This window comes from Actinoplanes lutulentus, from assembly GCF_003259845.1.
GTDB lineage: Bacteria > Actinomycetota > Actinomycetes > Mycobacteriales > Micromonosporaceae > Actinoplanes > Actinoplanes lutulentus.
This window is the reverse complement of sequence record NZ_QLMJ01000026.1, coordinates 173,616-186,995: the sequence shown is the minus strand read 5'-3', so window position 1 is coordinate 186,995 and position 13,380 is coordinate 173,616. Positions and strand designations below refer to the sequence as shown.

Annotated in this window: 9 protein-coding genes; 5 read left to right on the top strand and 4 right to left on the bottom strand. The window is 70.1% G+C overall.

Annotated elements, in window-relative coordinates:
* Positions 1-4,458 (top strand): ricin-type beta-trefoil lectin domain protein (locus tag B0I29_RS40745; RefSeq protein ID WP_181558229.1); only part of this gene is annotated, 4,458 nt, incomplete at its 5' end.
* A gap of 12 nt (positions 4,459-4,470) precedes the next feature.
* Positions 4,471-5,031 carry a hypothetical protein gene (locus B0I29_RS40740; RefSeq protein WP_146617050.1) on the top strand — a complete coding sequence of 187 codons (561 nt, stop codon included), beginning with the start codon at positions 4,471-4,473 and terminating at the stop codon, positions 5,029-5,031.
* 65 nt (positions 5,032-5,096) lie between these two features.
* On the opposite strand, the gene B0I29_RS40735 is transcribed toward B0I29_RS40740, so the two are convergent.
* The 3 genes from B0I29_RS40735 to B0I29_RS40725 are packed head-to-tail and all read right to left on the bottom strand — an operon-like array spanning position 5,097 to position 8,028.
* Positions 5,097-5,477, bottom strand: a complete 381-nt coding sequence (locus tag B0I29_RS40735) for a RidA family protein (protein WP_111654523.1) — start codon at positions 5,475-5,477, stop codon at positions 5,097-5,099.
* Positions 5,477-6,718, bottom strand: a complete 1,242-nt coding sequence (locus B0I29_RS40730) for an amidohydrolase family protein (protein ID WP_111654522.1) — start codon at positions 6,716-6,718, stop codon at positions 5,477-5,479. Before B0I29_RS40730 ends, B0I29_RS40735 begins: the two co-directional genes overlap by 1 nt.
* On the bottom strand, positions 6,715-8,028 hold the full coding sequence (locus B0I29_RS40725; RefSeq protein ID WP_111654521.1) for a helix-turn-helix domain-containing protein: 1,314 nt from the start codon (positions 8,026-8,028) through the stop codon (positions 6,715-6,717). Before B0I29_RS40725 ends, B0I29_RS40730 begins: the two co-directional genes overlap by 4 nt.
* A 74-nt stretch (positions 8,029-8,102) precedes the next feature.
* Here B0I29_RS40725 and B0I29_RS40720 point away from each other — a divergent pair, with 74 nt between their 5' ends.
* Positions 8,103-9,758, top strand: a complete 1,656-nt coding sequence (locus B0I29_RS40720) for a beta-N-acetylhexosaminidase (RefSeq protein ID WP_111654520.1) — start codon at positions 8,103-8,105, stop codon at positions 9,756-9,758.
* A gap of 17 nt (positions 9,759-9,775) precedes the next feature.
* On the opposite strand, the gene B0I29_RS40715 is transcribed toward B0I29_RS40720, so the two are convergent.
* A complete protein-coding gene (locus tag B0I29_RS40715) occupies positions 9,776-10,696 on the bottom strand; it encodes an aminoglycoside phosphotransferase family protein (protein ID WP_146617049.1) in 921 nt (306 codons plus the stop codon).
* 59 nt (positions 10,697-10,755) lie between these two features.
* On the opposite strand from B0I29_RS40715, the gene B0I29_RS40710 reads away from it, so the two are divergent.
* Both B0I29_RS40710 and B0I29_RS40705 read left to right on the top strand, forming a co-directional pair.
* Positions 10,756-11,946 carry an alanine racemase gene (locus B0I29_RS40710; RefSeq protein ID WP_245973152.1) on the top strand — a complete coding sequence of 397 codons (1,191 nt, stop codon included), beginning with the start codon at positions 10,756-10,758 and terminating at the stop codon, positions 11,944-11,946.
* Between the two features lie 45 nt (positions 11,947-11,991).
* Positions 11,992-12,768 (top strand): 2-phosphosulfolactate phosphatase, encoded by a 777-nt coding sequence (locus B0I29_RS40705; RefSeq protein ID WP_111654541.1) that lies wholly within the window; start codon positions 11,992-11,994, stop codon positions 12,766-12,768.
* Positions 12,769-13,380 lie beyond the last annotated feature (612 nt).

Sequence of the window (13,380 nt, the reverse complement as noted above, 5' to 3'; positions counted from 1 at the left end):
TTCAAGGTGACCGAGGAGAACGGCTTCGGCCACAAGCAGACCCAGGAACTCGAGCCCGGCCGCGCCGCCTCGGTCAAGACCACCGACGCCAACGGGCACGTCAGCACCGCCGAGTACGACCCGCTGGGCCGGCTGATCAAGGGCTGGGCGCCGGGCCGTGCGGGTGCGGCGATCCCGGACTTCGAAGCGACCTACACCATCCCGAAGCCGGACGCCGAAGGCATTCGCAAGCCGCCGTACGTCGTCACGAAGGCTCGCGGTCACGAGAACCGCATTCAGACCTCGGTGACCATCTACGACGGTCTCGGCCGGGAACGGCAGAGCCAGGAGCCGGCCACCGGTGGCGGGCGTCTGGTCACGGACACCCTGTACAACAGCTCCGGCGAGGTGTGGCAGACCAACAACGCCTACTTCACCGCGGGCAGCCCGTCCGGCAATCTCTTCACGCCGGATTCGGAGATCGCGGTTCCGAACGCGACCCGGTACACCTACGACGGCCTCGGCCGGGTGCTCCAGGAGCTTCCGATCCTGCGCGGCGCGGAGACGCCCGCCCGGGCGACGAAGTACGAGTACGGCGAGGACTGGTCGATCGTCCGCAACGCGTCGGGCGCGGCTTCGTACCGGGTGTTCACCGACGCTCTGGGCCGGACCAGCCGGGTGGACACGTTCAACAACGCGGCCACCGAGGGCTTCACCTCGATGCGGTACGAGTACAACGCGCGCGGTGGGATGGCCAAGGCCACCAACTCGGCGGCCAAGGCCGGCAACGCCTGGTCCTGGACCTATGACCAGCGTGGCCGGGTGGTGCGGACGAGTGACCCGAACCGGGGTGCCACGAGCACCACGTACGACCACCGTGACCGGGCCATCTCGTCGACCGACGCACGGGGGAACACGGTCGTCACCGAGTACGACAACCTCTCTCGTCCGACGAAGCAGTACCTCGGCTGGGAACTGACCGACCTCCGGGCCGAATTCACCTACGACACGGCCCCGGGTGGCAAGGGCATGCCTGCCACGGCTACCCGGTACACCGACGGCAAGCCGTACAAGCAGGCGGTCGCGGGTTACACCAGCGACTACCAGCCGACCGGCAACACTCTGTCGCTGCCGGCGGATGTCGCCGCCGCGTGGGGCCTGAAGACCTCGTACAGCTACGGCTACAGCTACACCGACACCGGTCTTCCGGAGTCGCTCGCGCTGCCGGCGATCGGTAACTTCCCGAGCGAGAAGCTTCTTGCCCGGTACAACGCCGAGGGTCTTCCGCTGTCGGTGTCGGGTCAGGATTGGTACGGGGCGGAGACCGCGTACTCGCCGTACGGGCAGCTGATGCGGTCGACGCTGGGTGCGCAGCCGTACCGGGTGTGGGCGCTGAACAACTACGACGAGGCCGACGGTGCTCTCAAGGAGCAGCAGGTCTATCGGGAGAACACCGGCGACAAGACCCTCGTGGGTGGCGTTCTGGTGTCCAACCGTTCGTACGGGTACGACAGCGTCGGCAACGTCACCGCGATCCAGGAGAAGTCCGTCGGGATCGAGGAGCGGCAGTGCTTCGTCTACGACCCGATCGGTCAGCTCTCGAAGGCGTGGACGTCGAAGGATCAGACGTCCTGCGCGGCCGGTCCGGTCGGCACTGACGGCGCGGTCAACGTCGCCGCCGGTAAGGACAACGCGGGGTACTGGCAGGAGTACGAGTACGACCTGCTGGGCAACCGCACCAAGCTGGTCGAGAAGGACATCACCGGGGCGACCGCCAAGGACGCCACCAGCACGTACACCTACGGCAAGGCCGACGGCAGCCAGCCGAGCACGCTGACCAAGGTGGCCAAGAAGTACACCACCCCGGCCGGCGCGCAGGTCACCGCCGAAGCGGATCGGCTGTACTCGCTGACCGGCGAGACCACCTCGGTCACGTCGGTGCAGAACGGTGACAAGCAGGAGCTGGCCTGGACGTTCGACGGCAAGGTCGAGCGGATCTCCGGGCAGGGCGGCAAGGGCAAGACGTCATACATGGGCCTGAACAACGGGTGCATCGACGTCAGCGGCGGCGCCGCCGCGGCCGGCACGAAGGTCCAGATCTGGGGCTGCAACAACACCCCGGCGCAGAAGTGGAGCTTCCGCGCCACAGCGGGGCAGACCGACGCCAACCTGGGCACGCTCTCGCAGTACAACGGAGCCTGGTGTGTCCAGCCGGCGGCGAACACCACCGGATCTCTGGTGGCGTTGCAGAAGTGCGACGGCTCGGCCGCTCAGCAGCTGCGCCGCTCCACCACGGGTCAGCTGACCCACGTGGCGTCCGGGCTGTGCATCACGGCGACCGCGGACAACACGCAGCTGTCACTTGTCGCCTGTGCGACCGGCAACGCCGGGCAGGTGTGGGGCCCGCAGGACCAGACCACCTACATCTACGGTCCTGACGGTTCCCGGCTGATCAGCATCCAGGGCAAGCAGGCCACACTGAACCTCGGCGAGGCCCAGATCACCACCCAGCCGGGCGGTGCGCTGGTCAACACCCAGCGCACGTACTCGGTGCCGGGCGGCTCGGTGCTCCGTTTCGCTCAGAACGGCGCGGCGTCCACACTGCACGCGATCACCACCGATCACCAGGGCAGTCCCTATGCCGAGGTCAACCTCGGCAGCGGCATGGGCTTCCGGATCCTCAAGCAGGACCCGTTCGGCAACGAGCGTGGCACCGCCCCGCTCGCACTGAACATGCGCACCAACGCCGGATTCCTCGGCGCGCAGCGCGACGACTCGTCGGGCTACACACTGCTCGGCGCGCGTCTGTACGACTCGGCGGCGGGCCGGTTCCTGTCCGCGGACCCGGTGCTCGACCTGGCCGACCCGCAGCAGCAGAACGGTTATTCGTACGGGCACAACAACCCGGTGACGCATTCGGACCCGTCCGGTCTGGCGATCACCTTGACCGCGTCCGAGTTGGCGTCGGCGCTTGCCGGTGCTGGTCTCTCCGCGGCGCAGATCGCTGAGGCGCAGGCCAACGCGAACCGGTCGCTGACCGATGTGATCCTGTCGGCCGCCTGGTCGATGCTCAAGGACTTCATCGGCATCACCGACGCGATGAACTGCTTCGGCGGTGACATGTGGGCCTGCGGCAGCCTGATCATCGGCGCGATCCCCTGGGCGAAACTCGGGAAGATCCCGGCGGTACTCAAGGCCATCGATCGTACGATCGCTGCGATCTCAGCGTGGAAAACTGCCAAGAAGGCGGCAGAAGCGGTGTTGGCCGCTGCGCGAGCAGCGGAAGCAGCGGCACTCAACGCCAAGAAACTCGCCATCGAGCGAGCGAAAAAGGCGGCACAGGCGGCAAAGAAGAAAGCCGCCGAGAAGGTCAATACGGTCAGCAACAAGGCCAGCACGGCCACCAAGAAGACGGGTAACACCGTCCAGCGGGAGGCACAGTCCAAGGCCGCGCCGAAGAGTTCATCGGCCGGTGGCGGAGGCAAGGGCGGATCGTCCAAGTCGGGCAGTTCCTCCGGCGGCGGCTCCTCCGGTGGGTCCGCCCGCAACAGCGGCGGAAGCAGCGGTAAGGGCGGCGAGAAGGCCGGCGACGGCGGCGGCGACGGCGCTTCCTGCCCGATCGGCAACAGCTTCACGCCCGGCACCAAGGTGCTCATGGCGGACGGCTCCACCAAGCCGATCGAGGAAGTGAAGCCGGGCGACGAGGTCCAGGCGACCGACCCGGAGACGGGTGAGACCAGGATCGAGACGGTCACCGCCTCGATCAAGGGTGAGGGCGTCAAGCACCTGGTCAAGGTCGTCATCGACACCGACGGGGACCGGGGTGAGGCCACCGCGGAGGTGACCGCGACCGACGGCCACCCGTTCTGGGTCGACGAGCTGGGTCAGTGGATCGATGCCACCGACCTGAGCTCGGGACAGTGGCTCCGGACCAGCGCCGGCATGCACGTCCAGGTCGCCGCCGTGCAGCGGTGGACGACGGAGCAGGCGGTCGTTCACAACCTGACGGTCAGCAGCCTCCACACGTACTATGTGCTCGCGGGTGACCAGTCGGTCCTCGTCCACAACTGTGGTGGCAGCTCCACGCCCAACCAGGCCAGCATGCAGGCCCGGGTGGACGCCATGACGGCGCAGATGGGTGCCGGTGCCCGATTCCGTACCGTGGGTGGTCTCCACGTGGTCGAGGGTGTCGACCTCTTCGCGGTGGGTGCGCGGTCGAACATCTCGGAGGCACAGATTGCGAAACTCGCAGCTGACGACGAGGCGTTCCGGATCTACCCGGGGTTGCCGAGGGTTTCCGACAATCCGCTCCTGCTGGGCCGCAATCACGCCGAAGGCAAGCTGATCGTGGAAGCAATGAACCTGGACGTGACTCCACAGTTGATTATTGCGAGCAATGATTTCTGTGATGAGTTCTGCGGGCCTCTGATCGAGAGAACCGGCGGCAGGTTCATTACGAACCGCGTGGCGAGATGGTAGAAGGACGATAAAATGCCTGAATTCACCAGGGAATTCTGTCTCTCGGTGGCGACCGCGGCGCGGGTCACCTCGGGTGCGCCGGTCTTCTTCGGCCGGCTGCAGGGTTTGGGAAACACCGACCGGCCGAGCTTCGGCTCGGGCCTCGAGATGCTCTGGCGCGAGCTGAGCGGTTCCAGCGAGGCACCGGAGCTGCGGGCTGCGGTCGTCGGTGACCTGGCGGGGTTCCGGGCACAGGCGGAGGCGGCGTCCGCGCCTCTCAACCTGCCGGTCGTCGCGTCGGTCGACGTGCTGGTGGCGTTGTTCGACGAGTCGGTCAGCGAAGCGGAAAGGCTGCGCCGGATCACCGATCTGGCGCAGCGGATCGCCGAGGCGATGGACGGGCTGAACGCCGCGGCACCCGAAGGGTACGAATCCTGGGTGGCGTACGAGGCGGCCAGCCAAGCCCAGCTGGCTGCTTCGACGCCGGACGAGGTGTCCACGGAGTCTGTTCAGGAGCTGAGAAACGAGTCGGGTGCGCAGGGCCTGGCCTACTGGAGTGCGATGCGTGCACAACCGAGGCCCAGCACCACCTGACCTGGAAAAACGAAACTGCCCGGCGTCCCGCCACGAGTATGGTGGGGCCGCCGGGCAGTGGCGTTTCAGGCGCCGGTGTAGAGGACGGCGTCGATCTCGATGTCGAAGCCCACGAGCGGGACCGGCAGGGTCGTCCGGACCGGCAGGTGGTCGCCCTTGATGTACTGCTTGTAGATCTCGTTCATCGCGGGGAAGTCGGCGAAGTCACGCAGGTAGACGCCGACCCGGACCGCCTGGTCGAGGCTGGAACCGGCGGCCTCGGCCACCGCCGCCAGGTTCTGGAAGGCGGAGTGGGCCTGCTCCTCGAAGGTGCCGGTTACCCGGGTGCCGTCCGGCAGGGCCGGGATGGCGCCGGCCAGGTAGATGGTGTCGCCGGCCACGACAGCGTGTGAGTACGGGCCGCCGGCGGGCACCGCCTTGTCGGTGATCACAGCGCGCTTGGGCATCAGGAACTCCTCGGTTCGGTTCTCGGGAACTGTTCGGCCAGCCCGTCCACCCCGATCAGCGGGGTGGTGAGCAGGTCACGGATGTGGCGCTCGCGGCGGGCCAGGGCTTCGCGCTGGGCGTCGGTGAGAGGGATCCACGGCGCGGGCGGGCTGGGCAGCCGTGGGGTCAGCAGGCGGCCGTCGACATAGGTCGCCTGGTTGATCAGCCTTGCCGGGGAGACTCGAACCTGACGATGGGCGTCGGTGACCGGGAAGTCCTCCGCGCGTACCTCGAAGATCGCTAAGTCGGCGGGGGCACCCACCGTGAGTTTCCCGCCTGGCAGGCCCAGCGCGGCGGCCGGATGGGTTGTCGCCGCCGCGATCACGTCGGGGAGTGACACCCCGGCGGCCAGGAGTTTCGCCATCGTGGTCGGCAGGTCGAAGACCGGGCCGTGCAGTGAGCGGGCGTGCAGGTCGGTGGAGATCGTGTACGGCCGGAGACCGGCGTCGAGCTGGGCCTCCAGGACGTCGAAGGCGAAGCCGCCCGAGCCGTGCCCGAGATCGAGCAGGACGCCGCGCTCGGCGGCCGCGCGCACGGCCGGGCCGAGCGGCGCCGCGATGCCGCTCGCGCAATGGGTCACGATGTCACCGGGGCGCAGCAGGTCGAGCACCTCGTCGAGGGCGGGTGGTGCCGTGCCGATGTGGACCATCACCGGAACGCCGCACGCCTCGGCGGCGGCCAGCCCTCGCCGGAGTGGCTCGATGCCGTTGGCCCCGACGGTTTCGGTGTCGATGCGGACCTTGATGCCGTGGATCAGGTCGCGGTTGGCCGCGATGGTGTCGATCGCCAGAGCGACGTCACAGTTCGCCAGGTCGCGGCACTCGCCGGTGCGCCCGGCCAGGCCGATCGCCGAGATGTTGAGCAGGGCCGGCACCCGGACCGTGGCCTCGGTGGACACACGGCGCAGCCCGGCCAGTGTGTAAGCCCCCGCGGAGCCGGCGTCCACCCAGGTGGTGACTCCGGAGTACCACGCGATCGGGTCGGGGTCGATGCTCCAGTAACCCGGACCGACGTGGGTGTGCAGGTCGATCAGGCCGGGGGTGACGAGCCGGCCGGTGACGTCGGTGATGTGGTGGGCGTCGCGGGGGAGGCCGGGACCGATCGCGGCGATGCGGCCGTTGTGGATCGCGAGGTCGGCCTGTTCGTTTTCTTTCTTGCTGCCGGGCAGCGTGCCGCCGGTCAGAAGTAGGTCCCAGGTCATGCCGGATCGCCTCCCGATGAGTCGTCGTCGCCGGCGGCGAGGGCCTGGGCGATCGCCAGGCGGTAGAGGCGCGCGGGGCGGCCCTTGGGATGCGGTTGCGTGCTGCCGCCGGCCACCACGAGGCCCGCGTCGCTCAGCTTGCGGATCAGGCGGCGCCCGCTCGGATCGGTGATGCCGAGCGCCTCCGCCAGCTCGCCCGGGGAGATCGACCGGCCGCCGAGCGAGCGTTCCAAAGCGGCCAGCCGGGACAGGGTCGCCGGGCTGAGGCCGGCCCGGCCGGCCAGCGTCTCGAGGCCGCCGTGCCCGCGATAGGTGTAGGTCAGGGGAGTGCTGCCGGAACCCATCGGGCCGATCATCACGCCGTCGTCGGTGATCAGGTAGGCCGAGGTCGCGCCGTCCTGCTCGGCGCGGTCGGCGGCCTGCTCCGCGAGGGCCACGCTGCCTCGCGCGGAGGGCCCGATGCCGAAACCGGCCACCGCCTCGAGCCCGCCGGCCTCGTCGTCCGGGCTGTTGTGCCAGCGCACGGGAGTGGTGACCCAGTGCTCGGTGAGGGTCTCGAAGACGGCGGCGGGCGCGAAGGCGACGACACCCCGTGGGCCGTGCTCCTCGATCCAGGCGTCGGCGAGCTCGGGAACGTCCTGCAGGGCTCGGCGGAGTGCGGCACGGGTGCCGGTCTCGGGGGTCCGGAAGACGGCGGCCGCGAACCGTTGCTCGTCGGCGCGGCGGCGGCGGATGCGCAGGACCAGGTCGTGCAGGTCGGCGCGGATGGTGCCGGGAGTGGCGAGGGCGTGCAGGACGGCGGCCTGACCGTCGAGGGCGGCGGCCACCCCGGTCCGGACGCTGATCACATATCGCGCGTCGGTGGTTGCCAGCTGATGCCGGTGGAAGGCCACGACCTCGTCGACCGGCTGGTCCGCGTCGAACGGCAGGGTGGCGATGGCCGAGCGATCGAGCCCGAGTGCGGACGCGACCTCGGCAACGGCCTCGTGGGTGAAGGTGTCGATGCTGACCGGGGTGGCCGGCCAGCCGTTGCCCCGGGCCCGTGCCCAGGCCAGCGCCAGGTCGAGCGCGGCCGAGCGGGTGACGGCCACGGGCAGGCCCGCGGGAATCAGGTCGCGGGAGCGGGCGAAGGGAACCAGGCCGAGTAAGAGGCCTTCCAGCTCCTCGGACGCGAGGAGGTCGCGGACCCGGTCGCGGATCTGCTCCTCGTGCTCGTAGACAGCCCAGGTGAACTCGACGCCGGTCAGCGTGCGCGCCGCCTCGGCGAATCGAGCGCGGTGGCCGGTGTGGAGCACCAGTCCGATCACCATCGCTTGCCCCCTGGTGGTTCGTAAGTGGTTCGTTGTATCGTGGCCCAAAGCGCTCGCCTGGTCAAGGAGGCGTCATGATCGAACCACTTACGAACCTGATTCCCCAGCCTGCCGGTCTCTTGGCAGCTGATGACGGGTTCTTCGTGCTCGACGCCGGCACGGCTCTCGACGCCGGGCCCGGTCTGGACTCGATCGCCGCCGGGCTTCGCGCCTCCCTCGGGCCGGCCACCGGCTGCGAGCTGCGAGGCGGCAGCGGCGGGATTCTGCTCAGTCTCGACACCAGGATCCCCGCCGACGCTTACGAGCTGGTGGTCACGCCCGGGAGGATCAGTGTCGAGGGCGGCTCACCGGCGGGCGTCTTCCACGGCACCCAGACGCTGCGGCAGTTGCTTCCCCCGGCCACGTTACGCCGGGCCCGCGTCGCCGAGGGCCCGTGGCGGATCCCGGCCTGCCGGATCACCGACGTGCCCCGTTTCGCCTGGCGTGGCGTCATGCTCGACGTGGCCCGGCACTTCATGCCGGTGGCCGACGTGCTGCGTTTCATCGATCTTGCGGCGTTCCACAAGCTCAACGTCCTGCACCTGCACCTCACCGATGACCAGGGCTGGCGGATCGAGGTGCCGGGCCGTCCCCGGCTGACGTCGGTGGGCGCCTGGCGGCCGGAGTCGATGCTCGGGGCCCGCGGCCACGAGCGGTTCGACGGGCGGCCGCACGGCGGCTTCTACACCGATGACGACCTGCGCGAGATCGTGGCGTACGCGGCGGCCCGCTTCGTCACCGTCGTGCCTGAGGTCGACATGCCCGGTCACATGCAGGCCGCCATCGCCGCGTACCCGGAGCTCGGCAACGGCTTCGCCGGCCCGGTCCGGACGTCGTGGGGCATCTCCTCGCACGTGCTCAACGTCGGCGACGAGGCGCTGGACTTCTGCCGGGACGTGCTCGACCACCTCTGCGACCTCTTCCCCGGTGAGGTGATCGGGATCGGTGGCGACGAGTGCCCGGCCACCGAGTGGCAGGACTCCCCGGTGGCCGAGGCCCGTGTGAAAGAGGCCGGGTTGCAGGGCCCGCACGAGCTACAGAGGTGGTTCACCGAGCAACTCGCCGGGCACCTCGCGAAACGCGGCCGCAGGCTCTACGGCTGGGACGAGATCCTGGCGGGCGGCGCTCCCCAGGGCTCGGTCATCGCGGCCTGGCGCGGGGTCGAGCCCACGGCGTACGCGGCTCGGGCCGGTCACCACGTCGTTGCCTGTCCCGATACCTCGGTCTACCTGGACTACCGCCAGTCCGACGACCCGGGTGAGCCGACGCCGGTCGGCACCCGCCTGACGCTCGACGAGGTGTATGCCTTCGAGCCCGTTCCCGATGGGCTGACCCCGGAGCAGGCCGCCCTGGTCCTCGGCGGGCAGGCCAACGTCTGGACCGAGCACATGGAGTCCACCCGGCGAGTCGACTACCAGGTCTTTCCGCGGCTGTGCGCGTTCGCCGAGGCGGTGTGGGGGCCGGTCGAGCGCGACTTCGCCGGCTTCTCGGCGCGGTTGCCGGCGCATCTGGCCCGGCTGGACGCGCTCGGGGTGAACTACCGGCCGCTCACCGGTCCCCGGCCGTGGGACGGGCGGCCGGACGCGCCTGGCAATCCGCGTACCCGAGCGGATCGCCTGGCCGAGCTGCACGAGATGACCGCTGCCCTGCGCGGGCCGGCCACCGCTTTGCGCGGGGCGGATCGGTCGTGATCAGGCGCATGGCGGGATCAGGGCAGCAGTGGCAGCAGCCGATGCGCCACGCGAAGAGAGCGCATGTGGTCCTTCCCGGAGCCTTCGAACGTCCACACCTCGGACAGCACCGCCTGGGCGAAACCCCACCCGATCACCCGCTCGGCGGGCATGCCGAGACCGTCGGCGAGCTGCTCGATCCGGGCCGGGAGCAGGTCGAGCACGCCGTCGTCGGGGCTCTGCGGGTCCGGGTTGTACAGCAGCGCCCCGACCTCGTAACCGGGGTCGCCGACGACACCGTGCGGGTCGATCGCCAGCCACGGCTCCCGGTCCGCGGCGAGCACGTTGTCGTGATGCAGGTCGCCGTGCAGCACCACCCGCTCGGTGGCGGTGGCGCAGAGCTCGGCGAAAACCTGAGCGCCACGCTCGACCAGACTCCGCGGCAGCGGATCGTCGCCGGGAAACCGGTCCAGGTGCTGCTCGAACGATGCGATCCGGCCGGCCAGCTCCGGCAGGTTGATGCTCTCGGGCGCGGGCCGGTGCAGCCTGCGGATCACGCTGATCAGCGCGGCGGTCGCCGCCTCGTCGTCAGCCGGTACCAGAGCGGTCGCCGGTGTGCCCGGCCGGGCCTCCTCCAGCAGGAGCGCGCCACGGGCGTCATCGCGCGCCAGCACGGCGACGGCGCCGCGCCCGGCGAAAAACCCCAGCGCGGCGGCCTCGTCCGCCAGATGACCACCTTCCGGTACGCCCATCTTGAGCACCGCCGGAGTGCCGTCCGCCCGGCGTGCCCGGGTCACCCAGTTCATGCTCAGCGGGAGCCGGCCGTCGAGCGTCAGCTCCCAGTCCTGGGCGACCTGCTCGGCGAGCGCGGGGAGCACGCCCAGCCAACGCCGTCCGGCCGGGCCCCAGGATTGTTCGACCGCACGGGTGAAGGATGCGGGGAGCGGAATTTCGACCACGGGGTGCAGTTTCGCAGCCGGCGACAACGCCCGGCGCCGACGAGCGAGTGGAGGCCACGGTGACGATCGACTGGCGGAGCAAAGGGTTCTGGTCGCCGGACGAGACCTGGAGCGCCGAGCGGATCGCGGAGGAGCAGCCGAGCATCTTCGGCGGCGGCTTCACCTGGCCGCTCCTGGTGGTGCGGCGTGCGGCAGTGGAGACGAACATCGCCACGATGGCGGCGTACTGCCGGCGGCACGGGGTGGACTTCGCGCCGCACGCCAAGACGACCATGGCGCCGGGTCTGCTCGATGCTCAGCTCCGGGCGGGTGCGTGGGGGATGACCGTGGCGACGCCCAACCAGGCTCTGGTGCTGAGGCGGCTCGGGGTCGAGCGGGTTCTGATCGCCAACGAGGTTCTCGATCCGGCGGCGTTGTCCTGGCTGGCCCGGGAGTCCGGCGCGGGGTGGGAGGTCTACTTCCAGGTCGACTCGGTCGCCGGGGTCGAGGCGGCGGCCGTCACCGGCGGGCCGTTGCGGATCTTCGTGGAACTCGGGCACGCGGGTGGGCGTACCGGGGTGCGCAGTTTGGACGAGTTGGAAGCGGTGGCTCAGGCGGTTGCGGCGGCGCCGGGTCTTGAGCTGGTCGGTGTGACGGGCTACGAAGGGCAGCTGCCCGATCAAGCCGGGGTTGACGCGTACCTCGACCGGCTTGTCGACGGGGTGGAGCGCCTGGCGAAAGCGGGTCTGCTCGCGGAGCGACCATGGGTCTCGGCCGGCGGCAGCGCCTGGTTCGACCGGGTGATCGACCGTTTCGGCCGGCTCGGCCCGCAGGTCCGGGTGATCGTGAGAAGTGGGGCGTCGGTGACTCACGACGACGGGTTCTACCGGGAACGGACTCCGTTCGTCCGGGTGCCGGAGGAGGGGCCGCTCGATGCGGCGCTGGAGATCTGGGCGCAGGTGGTGTCCGCGCCGGAGCCGGGGCTCGCCATCGCGGGGATGGGTAAGCGGGATGCGCCGTTCGACGAAGGGCTGCCGGTGCCACTCGAGGTCCGTGCGGCCGGCGGGGCGGTGCGGCCGGCTGCAGGGGTCCGGGTCACGAAGCTGAACGACCATCACACGTACCTGGAGCTGGACGGGGCTGAGCTCATTCCCGGCGACCTGATCCGTTTCGGGATCTCGCATCCGTGTACAGCGTTCGACAAGTGGCGTGACATCCCGGTGGTGGACGAGGACCGGCGGGTGGTCGATGTTCTGCACACCTATTTCTGACTTGTGACTTCTGAGGTCTTCTGAGGTCTTCCGAGGACGGTGATCATGGTGTTCGGGCAGGGCGACTACGAGGTCCGATTCGACTGGGGGCCGGTCGGCGCATCGGCGATCGCGCCCGGGGCGGCTCTGGTCGCGGTGGTGGACGTGCTCTCGTTCACGACCGCGCTGACAGTGGCGGTCGAGCAGGGAGCCGCCGTGTTGCCGTACCCCTGGCGGGACGACTCGGCGGCCGAGGCGGCGGCACGACATCAGGCCGTTCTGGCGGTGGGCCGCTCGGCGGCCGGGCCGGGGCAGGTGAGCCTCTCGCCGGCGACGATCGTGGAGGCCGCTTCCCGGCGTCGGATCGATCGGCTGGTGCTGCCGTCGCCGAACGGCTCCGCGATCTCGGCGGGTCTCGCCGCGACGGGCGCCACGGTCGTCGGGGTCAGCCTGCGGAACGCGGGTGCGGCCGCCGCGTGGGTACGGGAACAAGCGGCCGGCCAGCCCGTGGCCGTCGTCGCGGCGGGGGAGCGGTGGCCGGACGGCTCGCTGCGCCCGGCGGTCGAGGACCTGTGGGGAGCTGGGGCGTTCCTGCACTTCCTCAGCGGGAGTGGTGAGCCGGCGGCCGGGTTCTCGCCGGAGGCGGGTGCGGCGGTCGCGGCCTATCGCGCGGTTGCCGGTGATCTGCCGGGTGCTGTGGCGGAGACGGCTTCCGGACGGGAGCTGATCGCCGGTGGCTTCCGGGCGGATGTGGAGGTGGCCGCCGCGGCTGGCGTGAGCACCGCGGTGCCAGTCCTGCGCGAGGGCTGGTTCCGCGCGCCTCATAGGAGTGCGGCCTCATAGGAGGCGGCACCATAGGGGCGCGGCCTCACGGCAAGCACCCGGCCACGCCGGTCATGCCCTGATGGAGGTCGATCCGCAGGGTAGGGCGGTGCGGCGTCGGCTGGGAGGTGCCGTTCGCGTGACGGCGGTGGATTCTCCTGCTTGTGGATGACGGCTTGGTCGATTGCTCCGCTGGGTCGGGTGACGGAACGGGCATGGGAAATCATCCATGCGATGGGTCGCCTCGGCGGGGGATGGTTCATCGAGATAATGCCTGTTTACGCTGGTCAAGCGTCGATGATGCTTTTTCCCCTATGCGCCGCCGGAGTCTGCCATGCCCGCTTTCCGTGCAGCCGACAACCCGCCCGCGAATCCCAACCTCCCTGCCGAGAACTCGCCCTATCCCCGACGACACACCGTGATCCAGGGCGCGCCCGTTCAGCACATACCTGTCCACCACGCGCCGACCCACCCGCCAGCTCACCCGCCGACCCACCCGCCGACCCGCCCGCCAGCCCACGCGCCGACCCGCCCGCCAGCCCACGCGCCGACCCAGGGGACGCCGGTGACCGCCGAGCATTCGAACAGCCCACGGAACCCCGGAACGCCCGCCGCTCACACCAGTCACGATCG

Excerpts from the sequence above, each read along its gene's own strand:
- B0I29_RS40725 (WP_111654521.1), bottom strand. The coding sequence starts at position 8,028 with ATGGTGATCGGACTGGTGCTCCACACCGGCCACCGCGCTCGATTCGCC.
- B0I29_RS40720 (WP_111654520.1), top strand. The coding sequence starts at position 8,103 with ATGATCGAACCACTTACGAACCTGATTCCCCAGCCTGCCGGTCTCTTG.
- B0I29_RS40730 (WP_111654522.1), bottom strand. The coding sequence starts at position 6,718 with ATGACCTGGGACCTACTTCTGACCGGCGGCACGCTGCCCGGCAGCAAG.
- B0I29_RS40735 (WP_111654523.1), bottom strand. The coding sequence starts at position 5,477 with ATGCCCAAGCGCGCTGTGATCACCGACAAGGCGGTGCCCGCCGGCGGC.
- B0I29_RS40740 (WP_146617050.1), top strand. The coding sequence starts at position 4,471 with ATGCCTGAATTCACCAGGGAATTCTGTCTCTCGGTGGCGACCGCGGCG.
- B0I29_RS40705 (WP_111654541.1), top strand. The coding sequence starts at position 11,992 with ATGGTGTTCGGGCAGGGCGACTACGAGGTCCGATTCGACTGGGGGCCG.